Origin of the sequence: Pseudomonas fluorescens (genome assembly GCF_012974785.1) — a bacterium.
Classification (GTDB): Bacteria; Pseudomonadota; Gammaproteobacteria; order Pseudomonadales; family Pseudomonadaceae; genus Aquipseudomonas; species Aquipseudomonas fluorescens_BT.
On sequence record NZ_CP027561.1, the window covers coordinates 5,822,079 to 5,840,610 of the forward strand.

Annotated in this window: 13 protein-coding genes; 12 read left to right on the plus strand and 1 reads right to left on the minus strand. The window is 60.6% G+C overall.

Annotation, left to right across the window (positions count from 1 at the left end; all coding sequences use genetic code 11):
• Nucleotides 1-165 precede the first annotated feature (165 nt).
• The gene (locus C6Y56_RS26575) at nt 166-2,106 is read right to left on the minus strand and encodes a BCCT family transporter (protein ID WP_249314456.1); all 1,941 of its coding nucleotides are present in this window, start codon (nt 2,104-2,106) and stop codon (nt 166-168) included.
• Between the two features lie 482 nt (nt 2,107-2,588).
• On the opposite strand from C6Y56_RS26575, the gene betI reads away from it, so the two are divergent.
• The 12 genes from betI (at nt 2,589) to yccS (ending at nt 18,509) form a co-directional block, all read left to right on the plus strand.
• Complete coding sequence (gene betI, locus C6Y56_RS26580) at nt 2,589-3,182, plus strand: transcriptional regulator BetI (protein WP_011336305.1); 594 nt, start codon at nt 2,589-2,591, stop codon at nt 3,180-3,182.
• Nucleotides 3,183-3,270: 88 nt separating this feature from the next.
• Nucleotides 3,271-4,743, plus strand: a complete 1,473-nt coding sequence (gene betB / locus C6Y56_RS26585; RefSeq protein WP_085688619.1) for a betaine-aldehyde dehydrogenase — start codon at nt 3,271-3,273, stop codon at nt 4,741-4,743.
• A gap of 180 nt (nt 4,744-4,923) precedes the next feature.
• Nucleotides 4,924-6,627 (plus strand): choline dehydrogenase, encoded by a 1,704-nt coding sequence (gene betA / locus C6Y56_RS26590; RefSeq protein WP_169432243.1) that lies wholly within the window; start codon nt 4,924-4,926, stop codon nt 6,625-6,627.
• A gap of 185 nt (nt 6,628-6,812) precedes the next feature.
• The gene (locus C6Y56_RS26595) at nt 6,813-7,811 is read left to right on the plus strand and encodes a hypothetical protein (protein ID WP_108184043.1); all 999 of its coding nucleotides are present in this window, start codon (nt 6,813-6,815) and stop codon (nt 7,809-7,811) included.
• Nucleotides 7,811-8,536 (plus strand): AzlC family ABC transporter permease, encoded by a 726-nt coding sequence (locus C6Y56_RS26600; RefSeq protein WP_169432244.1) that lies wholly within the window; start codon nt 7,811-7,813, stop codon nt 8,534-8,536. The genes C6Y56_RS26595 and C6Y56_RS26600 overlap by 1 nt, the downstream gene beginning before the upstream one ends.
• Nucleotides 8,533-8,877, plus strand: a complete 345-nt coding sequence (locus C6Y56_RS26605) for an AzlD domain-containing protein (RefSeq protein WP_169432245.1) — start codon at nt 8,533-8,535, stop codon at nt 8,875-8,877. The genes C6Y56_RS26600 and C6Y56_RS26605 overlap by 4 nt, the downstream gene beginning before the upstream one ends.
• Before the next feature lie 219 nt (nt 8,878-9,096).
• Nucleotides 9,097-10,539 carry a TldD/PmbA family protein gene (locus tag C6Y56_RS26610; RefSeq protein WP_169432246.1) on the plus strand — a complete coding sequence of 481 codons (1,443 nt, stop codon included), beginning with the start codon at nt 9,097-9,099 and terminating at the stop codon, nt 10,537-10,539.
• Complete coding sequence (locus C6Y56_RS26615) at nt 10,539-11,876, plus strand: TldD/PmbA family protein (RefSeq protein ID WP_169432247.1); 1,338 nt, start codon at nt 10,539-10,541, stop codon at nt 11,874-11,876. The genes C6Y56_RS26610 and C6Y56_RS26615 overlap by 1 nt, the downstream gene beginning before the upstream one ends.
• A 64-nt stretch (nt 11,877-11,940) precedes the next feature.
• Nucleotides 11,941-13,380, plus strand: a complete 1,440-nt coding sequence (mdtD, locus tag C6Y56_RS26620) for a multidrug transporter subunit MdtD (RefSeq protein ID WP_169432248.1) — start codon at nt 11,941-11,943, stop codon at nt 13,378-13,380.
• Between the two features lie 80 nt (nt 13,381-13,460).
• On the plus strand, nt 13,461-14,846 hold the full coding sequence (dbpA, locus tag C6Y56_RS26625; protein ID WP_085688634.1) for an ATP-dependent RNA helicase DbpA: 1,386 nt from the start codon (nt 13,461-13,463) through the stop codon (nt 14,844-14,846).
• A 146-nt stretch (nt 14,847-14,992) separates the two neighbouring features.
• On the plus strand, nt 14,993-16,171 hold the full coding sequence (locus C6Y56_RS26630) for an NAD(P)/FAD-dependent oxidoreductase (RefSeq protein WP_169432249.1): 1,179 nt from the start codon (nt 14,993-14,995) through the stop codon (nt 16,169-16,171).
• A gap of 154 nt (nt 16,172-16,325) precedes the next feature.
• Nucleotides 16,326-18,509, plus strand: coding sequence for a YccS family putative transporter (yccS, locus tag C6Y56_RS26635; RefSeq protein WP_169432250.1), 2,184 nt, complete (start codon nt 16,326-16,328; stop codon nt 18,507-18,509).
• Nucleotides 18,510-18,532 lie beyond the last annotated feature (23 nt).

Genomic DNA, 18,532 nt, shown 5'->3' on the forward strand with positions numbered 1-18,532 from the left:
GCCCCTCACCCTAGGCCTCTCCCAGAGGGAGAGGGAACCTACGGAGTTGCACTTTAAAGCTACATCGACCTGAGAAATCGAGTCGAACTCAGGTTTGGAAAAGCCCCTATCTGCTCCCTTTCCCCTCTCCCTAGGGAGAGGGTTGGGGTGAGGGGGCTTTTGATCTTAGCTATACACCCGGCCAAGGAGCTGCCGATGGCTTTCAAACTGATCGAGCACATCGCGTGTGATCTGATCCTGTGTGAAGCCCATCAGGTCGTAATCCTGGCTGCCGTTGTGCAGATACACCTCGGCGCGGTAGTAACGCTGGCGCGCTTCATCGGACTGGGCCGACTCGGTCGGGGTCGCCAGATAGCCGTCCAGGCTCACTTCGTAGACGAAAGGGTTGCCCTCTTCCATCTCGACGCGCACGCCCATGCAACGCTTGGATTTACCCAGCAGCGTCTGCACTTCCAGACCCTGAATACGCAGCTGGGCAGCCGCATCGTCCAGCGCCGGGGTGACGTGTTTGTCCATGAAACGTTGCACCACCGACTGACTCGGTTGCAGATCCAGTTGAGTCAGGCGCTCGCTGAAACCACGACGACCGCGTTCAGCCAGTTGCGCTTGCTCCTGTTCGATCTGCATGTCCTGGCGCATTGCCTTGTGCAGGCCGAACATGAAGCACACCAGCACCACCGAGAACGGCAGACCGGCCAGCACCACCATGGTCTGCATGGCTTCGAAGTTACCGGCGAACAGCAGGCCGATGGTCACCAGAGTGATTACGACCGACCAGAAGATACGCAGCCAGTGCGGCGCGTCTTCGTCAACGGTGCCCCCCTTGCAGGAAAGGTTGGCCATCATCACCGCGCCGGAGTCGGCCGGGGTCAGGAACAGCACGAAACCTACGAAAATCGAAACACCGATGACGACTTTCGACGCCGGGTAGTGTTCCAGCAACTGATAGATCGCCATCGACGGCTGTTCCAGCGCCGTCTTGCCGAGTTCCACCGCACCGTGGTTCATCACCAGATCCAGTGCCGAGTTACCGAAGATCGACAGCCACGCCAGGGTGAAGCCCAGCGGAATCAGCAGCACGCCGGCCACCAGCTCACGCACGGTACGACCACGGGAAATCCGCGCGATGAACATGCCTACGAATGGGGCCCAGGAAATCCACCAGGCCCAGTAGAACAGAGTCCACAGACCCAGCCAGCGGTCGGACTTGGCACTGTCGCCTTCATAGACGTACAGGTCGAAGGTCTTCATGACCACGCCGTTGAGGTAGTCGCCGATGTTCTGCACGAAGCCGTTGAGCAGGTGCAGGGTCGGGCCGAACAGCAGCACGAAAATCAGCAGGCCGCTGAACAGAATGATGTTGAGGTTGGACAGACGACGGATGCCGTTTTCCACACCGGACACGGCAGCGATGGTCGCCACGGTGCTCATCACGATGATCACGATCAGCAGGTTGGTGTTGCTGTGCTCCATGCCGAACAGGTTTTCCAGGCCCGAGGACACTTGCAGCGAGCCAATCCCCAGGTTGGTCACCAGACCCAGCAGGGTCACGAACATGCCGAAACCGTCCACCGCATGACCGGCAGCGCCCTTGACCCAACGCTCGCCCACCAGCGGGTACAGCGCCGAACGCAGAGCCAGCGGCTGGTTATGACGGTAAGCAAAATAGGCCACGGCCAGACCGACCAGTGCGTAGATCGCCCAGCCATGCAGGCCCCAGTGCAGGAAGGTCAGCTGAACAGCCTGACGTGCCGCCATGTTGGTAGCGGACGCGCCTTCCGGCGGATTGAAGTAGTGATCCAGCGGCTCGGAGGCGCCGAAGTACAGCAGCGAAATACCGATACCCGACGAGAACAGCATCCCCGCCCAGGCGCCGTAACTGAAATCAGGGGTGTCGTCCTTGCTGCCCAGTTTGAGTTTGCCGTAGGAGGAAAACGCCAGGCCCACCACAAATACCAGGTAAGCGGCGATCACCACCATGTAGTACCAGCCGAAGCTGCGGGACAACCAGGCCTGAGCCACTCCCAGCATTCTGCCGGCCTCTTGCGGGGCGATGATCAGAATGGCGGTCAACAACAGAATCAGCGCGGTAGAGGTGTAGAACACCCAACCGTTGACCGTCACCTTCTCGGGCGGGGTCTTTATAAGCGAGGCAGAACTCATGGCACAAATGCTCCAGGCAGTGCGAGAGAAGAACACAAGGCAACACGGAACCCGACCAATCGGTTAGTTGGCAGCCGACCGGCGGGTGATATAAAGACACCCCGAAAAAAGCCCGAACCTGCAGAGATGGCACCGCGAATCGCCGTCGTGGCCGAGGCATGGACGTTCATCCGAAACCTGGCCTTGAGCGTCTTGCCCATTCAACACGTCCATCGAACGTCGAACCGCGCCTTGCCCCGCGCAGGTTTCGAGCATTTTCGGATGTCGGTTTATCGCCACTTACTCGTAGGAAAAAGCTGTAGGCAGCGACGATTTGTCGCAGATCTTATTCTTTGTTGATTGAACGTTCAATCAAAACAAAATAGACTGGCCCTCAATCCGATAGGCGTTTGTCGTCCGTCGGAAGGCCTAAGGAGATGTGCAAGATGCCCAAGGTCGGTATGCAACCCATCCGCCGCCAACAACTGATCGAAGCCACTTTGCAGGCTGTCGATCAGGTCGGAATGGGGGACGCCAGCATTGCGCTGATCGCCCGTCTGGCCGGTGTCTCGAATGGCATCATCAGTCACTATTTTCAGGACAAGAACGGCCTGATTGCCGCCACGATGCGGTATCTGATGAGCGTCCTCAGCGAGAACGTCACCGCGCGCCGTCAGGCGCTGGCAGACAGCAGCCCCCGGGCGCATCTGCAGGTGATCATCGAAGGCAACTTCGACGCCAGCCAGGTCAATGGCCCGGCAATGAAAACCTGGCTGGCCTTCTGGGCCACCAGCATGCACCAGCCGTCTTTGCACAGGTTGCAGCGGATCAACGATCACCGTCTGTATTCCAACCTGTGCTGCGAGTTCCGCCGTGTGTTGCCGCTCGAAGATGCGCGCACCGCCGCCCGTGGACTGGCAGCCCTGATCGACGGCTTGTGGTTGCGCGGCGCGCTGTCGGGAGACGCTTTCGACACCGCGCAGGCGCAACAGATCGCTTACGAATACATGGATTTCCAATTGGCCAAGCAGGTGAGCTAGAGCACAGAGAAAACGCTCGGCCCCTGAACGCCACCGCAGCCTGATCGCGGTGGTCAACGCCAACCACTTATGCACTTGCGAGGACACTATGGCCCGTTTCGAACTGCAAAAACTCTACATCGATGGCGCGTACTCCGACGCCGGCAGCGATGCCACCTTCGAAGCCATCAACCCGGCTAACGGTGAAGTCCTCGCACAAGTGCAACGTGCGACCAAGGAAGACGTCGAGCGTGCTGTAGTCAGCGCCGAAAAGGGCCAGAAGATCTGGGCCGCGATGACCGCCATGGAGCGTTCGCGCATCCTGCGTCGCGCCGTCGACATCCTGCGCGAGCGCAACGATGAACTGGCTGCACTGGAAACCCTGGACACCGGTAAAGCCTTCTCCGAAACCAAATACGTCGACATCGTCACCGGCGCCGACGTGCTGGAATACTACGCAGGCCTGGTACCCGCCATCGAAGGCGAGCAGATCCCGCTGCGTGACACTTCCTTCGTCTACACCCGTCGCGAGCCGCTGGGCGTTGTCGCCGGTATCGGTGCATGGAACTACCCGATCCAGATCGCCCTGTGGAAATCCGCTCCAGCCCTGGCGGCCGGTAACGCGATGATCTTCAAGCCAAGCGAAGTCACCTCGCTGACCACCCTGAAACTGGCCGAGATCTACACCGAAGCCGGCGTTCCAAACGGCGTGTTCAACGTCCTGACCGGCAGCGGCCGTGAAGTCGGCACCTGGCTGACCGAGCACCCGCGCATCGAGAAAATCTCCTTCACCGGCGGCACCGACACCGGCAAGAAGGTCATGGCCAGCGCTTCGGCTTCGTCGCTCAAAGACGTGACCATGGAACTGGGCGGCAAGTCCCCGCTGATCATCTGCGACGACGCCGACCTGGATCGCGCCGCCGACACCGCCATGATGGCCAACTTCTACAGCTCCGGTCAGGTCTGCACCAACGGCACTCGCGTGTTCGTGCCAAGCCACCTGAAAGCCGCTTTCGAAGCCAAGATCGTCGAGCGCGTTGCCCGCATCCGCGTTGGCAACCCGGAAGACGAAAACACCAACTTCGGCCCGCTGGTCAGCTTCGCGCACATGGAAAACGTGTTGGGCTACATCGCCAAGGGTAAAGAAGAAGGTGCCCGCGTTCTGTGCGGCGGCGAGCGCATGACCGACGGCGAATTCGCCAAAGGCGCGTTCGTGGCACCAACCGTGTTCACCGACTGCACCGACGACATGACCATCGTCCGTGAAGAAATCTTCGGCCCGGTGATGGCGATCCTGACCTACGAAACCGAAGAAGAAGTGATCCGTCGCGCCAACGACACCGACTTCGGCCTGGCCGCCGGTATCGTCACCCGCGACCTGAACCGCGCTCACCGCGTGATTCACCAACTGGAAGCCGGTATCTGCTGGATCAACGCCTGGGGCGAGTCCGACGCAAAAATGCCGGTTGGCGGTTACAAGCAGTCGGGTGTCGGTCGTGAGAACGGCATCAGCTCGCTGAACAACTTCACTCGCATCAAATCGGTACAGGTCGAGCTGGGCGATTACGTCTCGGTGTTCTAAGACCCGAGTCTCGTATTGCCTGCGAGGGCCTCTTCGCGGGCAAGCCCGCTCCCACAGGTTTGGGGTCGTCCTTCAAATCCGTGGCAACTCCCAATCCCTGTGGGAGCTGGCTTGCCAGCGATTCGAGTGCATAGCACTCGCCGAGGCCCGATCTGACCACATCTAAAGAGGGTGCATTCAATGTCCCAGGAATTCGATTACATCATTGTGGGTGCCGGTTCTGCCGGTAACACCCTGGCGACCCGTCTGACTGAAGACGAAGGCGTCACCGTCCTGCTGCTCGAAGCGGGCGGCCCGGACTACCGTTTTGACTTCCGCACGCAGATGCCGGCCGCACTGGCCTTCCCGCTGCAAGGTCGTCGCTACAACTGGGCGTACGAAACCGATCCGGAGCCACACATGGACGGCCGCCGCATGGAGTGCGGTCGCGGCAAGGGCCTCGGCGGCTCCTCGCTGATCAACGGCATGTGCTACATCCGCGGCAACGCGATGGACTACGACGGCTGGGCAAAACTACCAGGCCTGGAAGACTGGACTTACCTCGACTGCCTGCCGTATTTCCGTAAAGCGGAAACGCGCGACATCGGCCCGAACGACTACCACGGTGGCGACGGCCCGGTCAGCGTGACCACGCCGAAGGCAGGCAACAACCCGCTGTTCCACGCCATGGTTGAAGCCGGCGTACAGGCCGGTTACCCGCGCACCGAAGACTTGAACGGCTACCAGCAGGAAGGCTTCGGCCCGATGGACCGCACCGTGACGCCGAAAGGTCGTCGTGCTTCCACCGCCCGTGGTTACCTGGACGTGGCCAAGAAGCGTTCGACCCTGACCATCGTCACTCACGCCCTGACCGACAAGGTTCTGTTCGAAGGCAAACGTGCCATTGGCGTACGTTATCTGGTCGGCGCTGCCGAAGAGCGCGTTGAAGCCCGCGCCCGCAAAGAAGTCATCGTCTGCTCCGGCGCGATCGCTTCGCCGCAACTGCTGCAACGCTCCGGCGTCGGCCCGGCGAAACTGCTGGAAAGCCTCGACATCCCGGTCGTTCACGATCTGCCGGGCGTTGGCGAAAACCTGCAGGATCACCTTGAGCTGTACCTGCAATATGCCTGCACCCAACCGGTCTCGCTCTACCCGTCGCTGCTCTGGTACAACCAGCCGGCCATCGGTGCCGAGTGGCTGTTCAATGGCACCGGTATCGGCGCCAGCAACCAGTTCGAAGCCGGCGGTTTCATCCGTACCCGTCCGGAATTCGAGTGGCCGAACATCCAGTATCACTTCCTGCCCGTGGCGATTAACTACAACGGCAGCAACGGTGTGAAAGAGCACGGCTTCCAGGCGCACATGGGTTCCATGCGCTCGCCGAGCCGCGGTCGCATCCAGGTCAAATCCAAGGATCCGCGCCAGCACCCGAGCATTCTGTTCAACTACATGGCCACCGAGCAGGACTGGCAGGAGTTCCGCGACGGCATCCGCCTGACCCGTGAGATCATGCAACAGCCTGCACTGGACGCCTTCCGTGGCCGTGAAATCAGCCCGGGCATCGAAGTGCAAACCGATGAGCAGCTGGACAAGTTCATCCGCGAGCACGCCGAAACCGCGTTCCACCCGTCCTGCTCGTGCAAGATGGGCACCGACGAGATGGCGGTCGTGGACGGTCAGGGCCGCGTGCATGGCATGCAGGGTCTGCGCGTGGTCGATGCCTCGATCATGCCGATCATCACCACCGGCAACCTCAACGCCCCGACGATCATGATGGCCGAGAAAATCGCCGACAAGATCCGTGGCCGCCAGCCACTGCCGCGCAGCAACGCGCCGTACTATGTCGCTGGCGATGCGCCGGTGAAAGGCAAGGCGCTGCGTGATGTAACGCCTGCCGCTCACTGACAACCAACTGGCGCCGCCACAAAAAACCGCCACCTCTTTCAGAGGCTGGCGGTTTTTTTATTTAACCCTCCCTACTATTTAAAAGTGCAACTTCGACCGAACAAAACTCGCAATACTTACCAACTTTACCTCTCGATCAAACACACTAGAATGCGCGCCTCCAAAGTACGAACCAAGGAAGAACAATGCCATTCAACTACGCAAATGAGAACATGTCCGCCAGCTTCTTTCGGCATGCATTATCTAAAGAAAAAACCATCACGTTGGACTTCGGCTATTTAAGCGGCGTTATCGAGTCGTGGTGGCAAAAGAACAAGAATCAAAACCTGCACACCCTAAAAATACAACTTACAAATTTATTCATTAATTATCTCCACCCAGAAGACACCCTCTACTTTGACCAGGTCGGCACCCACAAAGGCATTGCCGCGGTGTGTATCAGAAATATTTTCAGCATCGACTGCCCTGCATTGGCCCTCACCGTCCATGAGGCGCTGGCCGACCTGTTCCACTTGACTGATATCAAGTACGAATACGAAGACCATAAAGCGTTGTACATGAAACCCTCCGCTGAAAAGTATCGGGAATGGGGTAATGGTTACGGTGACATCACCCCGCATTCAGATGATTTGTATGAAAGCCTGGACGTAGACTATCTTGCACTCACGGTGTGTCGGGACACGACTCGCACGCCGACCGCCTATTACTTTCCAGCCGACTTGCTGTTATCACTTGATGATGAAGAAATTCAAACCTTACTTGGCATGCAGGCGATTTTCATTTCAGGTAAAAACGTCAGCGGCTCGAAAGAGCGCGTTCGAAATGTCGTTGAATACAGTGAACTGTATGGCTACCGGTTTTCACTTGATTTCCGTATCGACATTCACAGCGGCGAGCGAATGCGTGCGTTCAACGGCGGTCAAGAGGTGTTGGACAAGATCCGCGCAGGGCTACCCACTGCCAAGTGCAATGTCTCAACAGCGCAGACCGGCACATTCCTGATCGTTGCCAATAACAAGATATTGCATGCTCGCCCCACTCTGAATATCAGCGCCGATGAGGTTCGCTCGCAAGCCGCAACTTCGACGCTGACCACTACGCCACGCTTGTTGTTTCGCAGCAAAGGGCCTCGCAAGCAGTATTACTCGCTGGACGAAAAGCACGCAGTCCGAGGAGCGGCTTGATGAAGGGCTGCCAGTCGTCATCCGACTCGACCTTCGCGCAGACACTCAAGGCGGGAGGGCGCGACGCTATCACCTTCGGCATCGCGTTCATTTTTCTGTATTTATCAATCGGAATGGTGGGCGCTGCTCAAGCGCTGACATTGAGTCAGACAATGGCAACGACCCTGTTGATTTTTTCGACACCGTTACAGTTTCTACTCATACAAAACTACAACGACGGATGGTTACTGCTCCCGATCATTCTGGCACTCAACGCCCGATTCGTTTTGCTTTCAGCGACGTTGGCACCGTACCTCAAGCAGACGTCGACGCCTAAGACTCTCGCGTCATTGATACTGCTGACACCCTCGATCTTCACGGCCTGCATAACGCGCTTCAAGCACAAGACGAGTTTCCCGTTCGCGTATTTTGTTGGCGTAGGCGCCCCCATCTTCGCCTTGTCGATCATCTGCACGTACGTCGGCTTTATCGCCGGCGCAGATTTTGCGTCACCGACCGTTGCAGCCGCCATGACGATGCTCTTGCCACTTCAGTTCACTGCGCTGGCCGGCAAGCACTGGCCGCACTACATGGAGGTCTCCAGCTACTGGCTGGGCTTCATCGGTGCCCCTTTGCTGGTGTTGCTCTTCAAGGACTACAGCTTGCTGATTACGCCCTTTGTGATCGGCGGCATGCTCGTAATGATTGAAAATATCCGTATTCGCCAAGGAACGGCTTCGCAATGACTCTCTGGATACTGATCGGCTTTGCCGCAATCACGGCTTTTGCATTTCGTGCATTACCGTTTGCTTTCAAAAACACCACGGCGCTGGCGCGCACCGACGGTTCTTTTTACCGCTTCGTCAGCTACAGCGCCCAGGCGATGTTGGGAGTGATCATTTATGACACGGCATTTGCCAGGCTCGACGGTCCGAGCCTGGTGCAACAGTTTCAGATTCTGGACGCACTGAAACTGCTGCTCTTGGTCGGAACATTTGCCGTAGTGGCCAGAACCCGAAAAATTCTGCCGGGTTTCTTTGCCAGCCTGCTGATTTACGTACTTGCATTCGCCTATTTGAATAACTGAAGTTTTACCGCAGAACCGGCCAGGGGCCCTTGGACACACTTGCTCAAGCACGCCCCTTTTGCCTGACGGGATGACTGCCACTCACAGAATATTTTCCCCTCCCGGGCGCCACCCTTGATACTCCCCCCCGCGCAGGCCTACTCTAGTCCTCGTCTGATCGCTTCATCCCCTCCCGCCGAATCCGCTGCGCCGCTACTCCCATAACAAGGAGGTTCCCTGATGTTCGATTTCCACCCCCAGCTCAAGCAGCGCTTCGCTGCCTTGCGCACGGGCGCCGAGTTTTTTTCCTTGCGGTATGTACGCGAGTCCGGCCAGTACCTGTCGGTGCGCAAGAATGTCGCCGAACCGCCGAGCCTGAGCCGCGACGAAGGCGCGATGCTCACCGTCCGCGTCAATGGCGTCGAAGCCTACGCCGCGACCAATGACCTGTCGCAACAAGGCCTGCAAGCCGCCCTCGAGCGCGCCGAACAGCAGGCCCGACGGATCAAGCCCCACGCCCTGCTCGACCTGAGCCGGCAGCCGGTCTCCAGCGACCGCGCCGACTACTTTTCACCCAATCTCGAACAACCTTTCCCGTCCCTGAGCGAATGCTTCGAGCTGCTCGGCGCGGAATCCGCCTCGGTGCCAAGGGATGAGCGCCTGGTGAATTGGGAAGTGAGCATCGGCATTACCCACGTCGAACAGATCTACCTGAGCAGCGCCGGGGCCCAATTGCGCCAGGCCCAGCGCTTCGTCTACCCGAGCCTGGACGTCACCGCCTACGACGGCAGCGACAGCCAGACCCGCAGCCTCGGCCGCGAGAACTTCGGCCAGCAAGGCGGCGCCGACGTGATCAGCCGCTGCGGCCTGATCGGCGCCGGCCCGCAAATCGCCGATCAGGCGCTGCAATTGCTGCTCGCGCCCAATACGCCGCAAGGTCCGCGCGATCTGCTGCTGATGCCCGACCAGATGATGCTGCAGATCCACGAATCCATCGGCCACCCGCTGGAGCTCGACCGTATCCTCGGTGACGAGCGCAATTACGCCGGCACCAGTTTCGTCAAAGCCTCGGATTTCGGAAGCCTGCAATACGGCTCGAAACTGCTCAACGTGACCTTCGATCCGGACATTCCCGAAGAACTGGCGAGTTACGGCCACGATGACGACGGCACAGCGGCGAGCAAGCAATTCCTGATTCGCGAAGGTCTGCTGGTCCGTCCGTTGGGCGGTGCGCTGTCGCAGTTCCGCGCGGGCCTGGACGGCGTCGCGAACAGCCGCGCCTGCGGCTGGAACCGACCACCGATCGACCGCATGGCCAACCTCAACATCGAGCCGGGAGACCAGTCGCTGGAGCAACTGATCGGCGGCATCGAAAACGGCATCCTGATGAGCACCAACCGTTCGTGGTCGATCGACGACGCGCGGAATAAATTCCAGTTCGGCTGCGAGTGGGGCCAACTGATTGAAAACGGCGAACTCAAGGGCGTGGTCAAAAACCCCAACTACCGGGGCATTTCCGCGCACTTCTGGAAGAGCCTGCGCGCGGTCGGCAACGCCGGTACCACCAGGGTGCTGGGCACGCCGAACTGCGGCAAGGGCGAACCGAACCAGGTGATCCGCGTCGGCCACGCTTCACCGGCCTGCGTGTTCAGCAATGTTGATGTGTTTGGGGGAGACGCCTGATGAGTATTTCCAAGAGCCAGGTCGAGGCCTTCAAGGTTCTGGTCAACTGGCTGTGCGATGCCGTGCGCGAGCCGGAACAGTTCACCCTGAGTTACGACGCCGAATCGTCGGCCTTCGTACGCTTCAACCACGCCAAGGTGCGTCAGGCCGGGCAAGTGCAACAAGCCGGTATCGGCCTGAAACTGATTGACGACGGGCGACATGCCGACCTGCACATCACCCTGTCCGGCGAGCAATCGACCGACCTGCAACGTCTCGCCGAAGGTCTGCAACAACTGCGCGAAACCCTGCCGCTGCTGCCGCAGGATCCGTATCTGCTGCTCAACCACAACGGCTGGCAGAGCCAGAACGTGCAGGAACATCCGCTGCCGGACACCGAGCAGGTTGTCGCTGAAATCGCTCAGGCTGCCGAAGGTCTGGATCTGGTCGGTTTCTATGCCGCAGGTCCGATCAGTCGTGGCTTCGCCAGTTCTTCAGGGGCGTTCGGCTGGCATCAGGCCAACAGTTTCAATTTCGACTTCAGCCTGTTCCACGAGAACGGCGAAGCGGTAAAAGCCAGCTACGCCGGACACGAGTGGAGCAGCGAAGGTTTCGCCAGACGTTTCCAGCAGGCCCGCGAGCAGCTCGAATTACTCGGTCGACCGTTGCGCACCTTGCCGCCGGGCCAATACCGAGCCTATCTGGCGCCGGCAGCGCTGGAAGAAATCATGGGCATGTTGTGCTGGGGCGGATTCTCCGCCCAGTCAATTGCCAGCAAGAGCAGCCCGTTGCAGAAACTGTATGCCGGCGATCAGGCGTTCAGTCCGCTGGTGTCCCTCGACGAAAAAATCAGCGGCTCGCTGAGCCCGGCGTTCTCTGGTGAAGGTTACCCGCGCAGTGACCTGCGGTTGATCATCGAAGGCAAGGCCGGCGAGCAACTGGTGGGTTCGCGCAGTGCTGCCGAATACGGTTTGGCGGCCAACGGTGCCGGTGGCGGCGAATCGCCGAGCGCACTGAACATGGGCGCTGGTGATCTGCCGCAGGCCGAAATCCTCAAACAATTGGGCACCGGCTTGTACATCAGCAACCTGTGGTACCTGAACTTCTCCGATCAACCGGCGGCGCGACTGACCGGCATGACCCGGTTTGCCACGTTCTGGGTCGAGAATGGCGAGATTCAGGCGCCGGTCAGCACCATGCGTTTCGACGACAGCGCCTACAGTCTGCTGGGTTCGCAGCTGGAAGCGTTGACCGCCGAGCGTGAGTTGTTGCTGTCGGCGAGCACCTACAGTCAGCGCAATACCTCCTCGGCGCTGTTGCCGGGGGCGCTGGTAAGCCGTTTGACCCTGACCCTCTGATACAAATCGTTCCCGCGCCTTGCGCGGGAACGATCACTCACTGCCCCACACCACAAGAGGTTCCATGCCCAACCGCCCGCCTCTCGACGCCATCACCGCCCGCTGGTTGCCATGGGTCGTCGCCATCGCTTTCTTCATGCAGTCCCTCGACGGGACCATCCTCAACACCGCCCTGCCAGCCATGGCTCGGGATCTGGCCGAAGACCCGCTGCGAATGCAGGGTGTGGTCATCGCCTACATGCTCACCGTGGCGTTGCTGATTCCGGCCTCGGGCTGGATCGCCGACCGCTTCGGCACCAAGAAGATCTTCTTCGGCGCGATCCTGCTGTTCAGCATCGGCTCGCTGCTCTGCGCCCTGTCGAGCAGCCTGACCATGCTGGTCGGCGCCCGGGTCATCCAGGGCCTCGGTGGTGCGCTGATGCTGCCGGTCGGACGCCTGGTGGTGCTGCGCGCCTACCCGCGTTCCGAACTCGTACGAATCATGGGCTTCATCACCATTCCCGGCCTGCTCGGCCCGCTGATCGGCCCGACCATGGGCGGCTGGATGGTGCAGTACCTGACATGGCACTGGATTTTTCTGATCAACCTGCCGGTCGGCGTCATCGGCTGCTATGCGGTGTGGAAGTTCATTCCCGACCTGCGCGGAAGCGAGCGCACACGCTTCGATAGCCTCGGTTTCCTGCTGTTCGGCGCGGCGATGATTCTGATCACCATCGCCATGGAAGGGCTTGGCGAATTGCACCTGCCGCACTTGCGCGTGATGTTGCTGCTGTTCGGTGGCATGGCGTGTCTGGCGGCGTACTGGTTGCGTGCCGGACGTATCGAGAATCCGCTGTTCGCACCTTCGCTGTTCAAGACACGGACGTTTGCGGTCGGAATCATCGGCAACCTGTTCGCCCGCCTGGGCAGCGGCGCGTTGCCGTTTCTGGTGCCGCTGCTGCTGCAGGTGGCGCTGGGCTATTCACCGTCGCAGGCCGGGATGAGCATGCTGCCGCTGGCGGCGGCCGCGATGTTTGCCAAGTGGATGGCGCGACCGCTGATCGAACGCCTCGGTTACCGCATCGTACTCACCGGCAACACGCTGGCGTTGGGGATCATGCTGGCGAGCATGGGCCTAGTCAGCGAGCAGACACCGTACTGGCTGTTGTTGTGCCTGCTGGCGATTCTCGGCGCGATCAACTCGCTGCAATTCACCGCGATGAACACCGTGACCCTGATCGATCTCGACGATGCCAGCGCCAGCAGCGGCAACAGTCTGCTGTCGGTGGTCGCACAGCTGTCGCTGAGTCTCGGGGTGGCCTGCGCCGGTGCCTTGCTCGGCGGCTTCACGGCGGAAATCGGTAATGATGGCGTGGAAACCGTGCTGGGCGCATTCCAGCTGACATTCGTGACGGTGGGTGTCATGGCCATGCTGGCCGCGACGATCTTCTCGCAACTCTCGAAAGAGGACGGCCGGCGCGTCAAACGTCGCGATGAACATCCGGACGAACACATCGAACATTAATCGCTGTTCGTCCAGAACTTTCGAGGAAAGTGGCACGGGGCTGCTACACTGCGCGACATTTTGTTTTGCAGGCCAGTCCCGTGACCACCATCGCCACCGCTTTTAATACTTTGCCGCTGTCCGCCGCCATGCTGGCTAACCTCGACTCCCTCGGTTATGCCCAGATGACGCCGATCCAGGCGCAGAGCTTGCCGGTGATCCTCAAGGGGATGGACCTGATCGCCCAGGCCAAGACCGGCAGCGGCAAGACTGCCGCGTTCGGCATCGGCCTGCTGAACCCGATCAATCCGCGCTACTTCGGTTGCCAGGCGCTGGTCATCTGCCCGACCCGCGAGCTGGCCGACCAGGTCGCCAAGGAAATCCGTCGCCTGGCCCGCGCCGAAGACAACATCAAGGTCCTGACCCTGTGCGGTGGCGTGTCGTTCGGCCCGCAGATCGCCTCGCTGGAGCACGGCGCGCACATCATCGTCGGCACCCCGGGGCGTATCCAGCAGCACCTGCGCAAGGGTTCGCTGGTCCTCGACGGCCTGAACACGCTGATCCTCGACGAAGCCGACCGCATGCTCGACATGGGTTTCTACGACGCCATCGAAGACATCATCGAGCAGACCCCGGCCCGTCGTCAGACCCTGCTGTTCTCGGCGACCTACCCGGTGGGCATCAAGCAACTGGCGTCGAAGTTCATGCGCGATCCGCAAACGGTGAAAGCCGAAGCGTTCCACGACGACACCCAGATCGAACAGCGCTTCTACGAAATTTCCCCGGAAGAGCGCATGAGTGCGGTGACCAAGGTCCTGCACCACTTCCGCCCGGCCTCCACCGTGGCCTTCTGCTTCACCAAGCAGCAAGTGCAGGAAACCGTCGATCACCTGACCTCCAAGGGCATTTCCGCCGTCGGCCTGCACGGCGATCTGGAACAGCGTGACCGCGACCAGGTACTGGCGATGTTTGCCAACCGCAGCACTTCGGTACTGGTTGCCACTGACGTTGCCGCACGCGGCCTGGACATCGACTCGCTGGACATGGTGATCAACGTCGAACTGGCCCGCGACTCGGAAATCCACATTCACCGCGTCGGCCGTACCGGTCGTGCCGGCGAGAAAGGCATCGCGGTCAGCCTGGTGGCGCCGTCCGAAGCGCACCGCGCCCAGGCCATCGAACAACTGCAGAAAACCCCGCTGAACTGGGATCAGGTGGACAACCTCAAGTCCCAGGGCGGTGCCCCGCTGCAACCGCCGATGAGCACGCTGTGCATCGCTGGCGGGCGCAAGGACAAGGTGCGTCCGGGCGACATTCTCGGCGCACTGACAGGCGAAGCCGGCATTCCGGGCGCCCAGGTCGGCAAGATCGCGATCTTCGACTTCCAGTCCTATGTGGCCGTTGAACGCACCGTGGTCATGCAGGCGCTGCAGCGTTTGAACAACGGCAAGATCAAGGGCCGTTCGCTGCGCGTTCGCGTCTTGTAAGAACAACGCACGCCCCTGTGGGAGCGAGCCTGCTCGCGATTGCAATCTGTCAGTTGATATCTTTGTGACTGACACACCGCTATCGCGAGCAGGCTCGCTCCCACATTGGTTTCCGGTGAATTTGAATTTTGTGTGAGGACACCGTTTTGCGCTCTACCGAAGTCGTGATCATTGGCGCTGGCGCCGCAGGGTTGATGTGTGCACTGACCGCCGCCGGGCGCGGGCGTCAGGTGATGCTGCTCGACCACGCGAACAAGGCCGGCAAGAAAATCCTGATGTCCGGCGGTGGGCGCTGCAACTTCACCAACCTGTACACCGAGCCGAGCAATTTCCTCTCGCAGAATCCGCACTTCTGCAAATCCGCACTGGCCCGCTACACCCAGTGGGATTTCATCGGCATGGTCGCCAAACACGGCGTGCCGTATCACGAGAAAAAACTCGGCCAGTTGTTCTGCGATAACAAATCCAGCGACATCCTCGGCATGCTGCTGGACGAGTGCGATCAGGTCGGCGTCAACCTGCACCTGGACACTTCGATCCAGACCATCGAAAAGGTCGAGGGCGGTTACCTGCTCGACACCACCCTCGGCCAGATCCAGTGCCAGTCGCTGGTGATCGCCACCGGCGGTCTGTCGATCCCGACGCTGGGCGCGACCGGTTTCGGTTACCAGGTCGCCAAGCAATTCGGCCACGACCTGCTGCCGACCCGCGCCGGCCTGGTGCCGTTCACCATCACCGATCAGCTCAAGGATTTATGCACCGAACTGTCGGGTACATCGGTGGACTGTCTGGTGAGCTGCAACGATCAGAGCTTTCGCGAGAACATCCTGTTCACTCACCGCGGTCTCAGCGGCCCGGCGATTCTGCAGATTTCCTCGTTCTGGGAGCCGGGCGACACGGTCGAGATCAACCTGCTGCCCGATCACGACGCCGCGAGCTGGCTGCAACAGCAAACTGCCGAGCGTCCGAACAGCGAACTGAAAACCCTGCTCGGCGAAATCTTCACCAAGAAGATGGCCAACCTGCTGGCGGACAACTGGTTCGTCTCCAAACCGATGAAGCAGTACACCCACGCCGAACTGGCAGACATCGCCGAGAAGCTCGGCAGCTGGAAAGTCGTGCCGGCCGGCACCGAAGGCTACCGCACCGCCGAAGTCACCCTTGGTGGCGTCGACACCCGCGAAGTGTCGTCCAAGACCATGGAGTCGCTGAAAAGCCCGGGCCTCTACTTCGTCGGCGAAGTGCTCGACGTCACCGGGCATCTGGGCGGTTTCAACTTCCAGTGGGCCTGGGCCTCGGGTTACGCAGCCGCGCAATACGTCTGACGAATATCAAACTGTGGGACCGAGCCTGCTCCCACATTTGTTATCGGTGAAGCTGTAGGGAACACTTTTTGCTGCCAGATGTGATCGGCGCCATTGCGTCGGCGTCATTACTGGCTCAATTTAGCGGCATCGCCTCGGAAGGCCTTCGCACTTCATGTCCTCGACCTCGTTTCGTCAGTCTTTGCGGCGCCTGTGGGCGCTGGATAAATTCAGCTACAGCGTGCGGGTGTTCATCGCCCTGACCGGCAGCATGGCGCTGTGTTGGTATCAGGATGAAATGGGGCTGCTGATCCCGCTGTTCCTCGGGATCATCGCCAGCGCCCTGGCCGAGACCGACGACAGTTGGCAGGGCCGCCTCAACGCACTGGCGGTGACGCTGGTGTGTTTCAGCGTTGCAGCGCTGTCGGTGGAATTGCTGTTCCCCTACCCCATCGTTTTCGTCATCGCCCTGGCACTGGCCAGTTTCGGGCTGACCATGCTCGGCGCGCTTGGCGAGCGTTATGGCGCGATTGCTTCGGCGACCCTGATTCTCTCCGTCTACACCATGATCGGCGTGGACCAGCGCGGTGGCGCGGTCACGGATTTCTGGCACGAACCGATGCTGCTGGTGGCCGGCGCCGCGTGGTACGGCTTGCTGTCAGTGTTGTGGCAGGCGATGTTTTCCAATCAACCGGTGCAGCAGAGCCTGGCGCGGCTGTTCCGTGAGCTGGGTTATTACCTGAAGCTCAAAGCCTCGCTGTTCGAGCCGATCCGTCAGCTGGACGTCGAAGCGCGTCGACTGGAACTGGCCCAACAAAACGGCCGCGTCGTGGCGGCACTGAACAGCGCCAAGGAAATCATTCTCCATCGGGTCGGCAACGGGCGCCCCGGCTCGAAAGTCAGCCGCTACCTGAAGCTGTACTTCCTGGCGCAAGACATCCACGAACGCGCCAGTTCTTCGCACTACCCTTACAACGCCCTGGCCGATGCTTTTTTCCACAGCGACGTGCTGTTCCGCTGCCAACGCCTGCTGCGCCAGCAAGGCAAGGCCTGCCGGGCGCTGGCCGAATCGATCCAGATGCGCCAGCCGTTCATCTACGACGCGAGTTTCGCCGAGGCCCTGAGCGACCTGCACGCCTCCCTCGAACACCTGCGCATCCAGAGCAACCCGGCCTGGCGCGGGTTGCTGCGTTCGCTGCGGGCGCTGGCGGCCAACCTCGGCACCCTCGACCGTTTGCTCAGCGATGCCAGCAACCCCGACGCATTGGCCGATGCCACCGACAGCAGCCTGCTCGACCGCTCGCCACGCAACTTCAAGGATGTCCTGACTCGTCTGCGCACCCAGCTGACGCCAACGTCATTGCTGTTTCGCCATGCCCTGCGCCTGCCGCTGGCGCTGAGCATCGGTTACGGCATGGTGCATCTGATTCACCCGTCGCAGGGTTACTGGATCATCCTCACCACGCTGTTCGTCTGCCAGCCGAACTACGGCGCCACCCGGCGCAAACTCGGCCAGCGGATTCTCGGCACCGCCATCGGCCTGACCATCGCCTGGGCGTTGTTCGATCTGTTCCCGAGCCCGCTGGTGCAGTCGTGCTTCGCCATCGCCGCCGGCGTGGTGTTCTTTACCAACCGCACCACCCGCTACACCGTAGCGACCGCCGCGATCACAATCATGGTGCTGTTCTGCTTCAACCAGGTCGGCGACGGCTACGGGCTGTTCGTGCCGCGCCTGTTCGATACCCTGCTCGGCAGCCTGATCGCAGGCCTGACGGTGATCCTGTTCCTGCCGGACTGGCAGGGTCGGCGCCTGAACAAAGTGCTGGCCAACACCCTGACCTGCAACAGCATCTACCTGCGCCAGATCATGCAGCAATACGCTGCCGGCAAGAGCGACGACCTCGCCTATCGCCTCGCCCGACGCAACGCGCACAACGCCGACGCGGCACTGTCGACCACGCTGGCGAACATGCTGATGGAGCCGGGGCATTTCCGAAAGGAAGCCGACGTCGGCTTCCGCTTCCTGGTGCTGTCGCACACGCTGCTCAGTTATCTGTCGGGCCTTGGCGCGCACCGGGAAACCCAGTTGCCGGCCGACGTGCGTGAGCACCTGATCGATGGGGCCGGGGTGAAACTGGCCAGCAGCATTGACGAGATCGCCCAGGGTCTGGCGAGCAAACAACCGATTGCGATCCAGAGCGATGAGGAAGAAGCGCTGGCCAACGAGCTGGAGCAGATGCCGGACGAAATCGATGAAGGCCAGCGACTGGTGCAGACACAGCTGGCGCTGATCTGCCGTCAGCTCGGCCCGTTGCGTACGCTGGCGGCGCACCTGATCAAAGACACCAGTGAGGATTGAGTCAGGCGGCGACTGCCAAGGCG

What these genes read in the sequence shown, in the direction of transcription:
- betI (WP_011336305.1), top strand. Translation starts at nt 2,589, where the DNA reads ATGCCCAAGGTCGGTATGCAACCCATCCGCCGCCAACAACTGATCGAA.
- betB (WP_085688619.1), top strand. Translation starts at nt 3,271, where the DNA reads ATGGCCCGTTTCGAACTGCAAAAACTCTACATCGATGGCGCGTACTCC.
- betA (WP_169432243.1), top strand. Translation starts at nt 4,924, where the DNA reads ATGTCCCAGGAATTCGATTACATCATTGTGGGTGCCGGTTCTGCCGGT.
- C6Y56_RS26595 (WP_108184043.1), top strand. Translation starts at nt 6,813, where the DNA reads ATGCCATTCAACTACGCAAATGAGAACATGTCCGCCAGCTTCTTTCGG.
- C6Y56_RS26600 (WP_169432244.1), top strand. Translation starts at nt 7,811, where the DNA reads ATGAAGGGCTGCCAGTCGTCATCCGACTCGACCTTCGCGCAGACACTC.
- C6Y56_RS26605 (WP_169432245.1), top strand. Translation starts at nt 8,533, where the DNA reads ATGACTCTCTGGATACTGATCGGCTTTGCCGCAATCACGGCTTTTGCA.
- C6Y56_RS26610 (WP_169432246.1), top strand. Translation starts at nt 9,097, where the DNA reads ATGTTCGATTTCCACCCCCAGCTCAAGCAGCGCTTCGCTGCCTTGCGC.
- C6Y56_RS26615 (WP_169432247.1), top strand. Translation starts at nt 10,539, where the DNA reads ATGAGTATTTCCAAGAGCCAGGTCGAGGCCTTCAAGGTTCTGGTCAAC.
- mdtD (WP_169432248.1), top strand. Translation starts at nt 11,941, where the DNA reads ATGCCCAACCGCCCGCCTCTCGACGCCATCACCGCCCGCTGGTTGCCA.
- yccS (WP_169432250.1), top strand. Translation starts at nt 16,326, where the DNA reads ATGTCCTCGACCTCGTTTCGTCAGTCTTTGCGGCGCCTGTGGGCGCTG.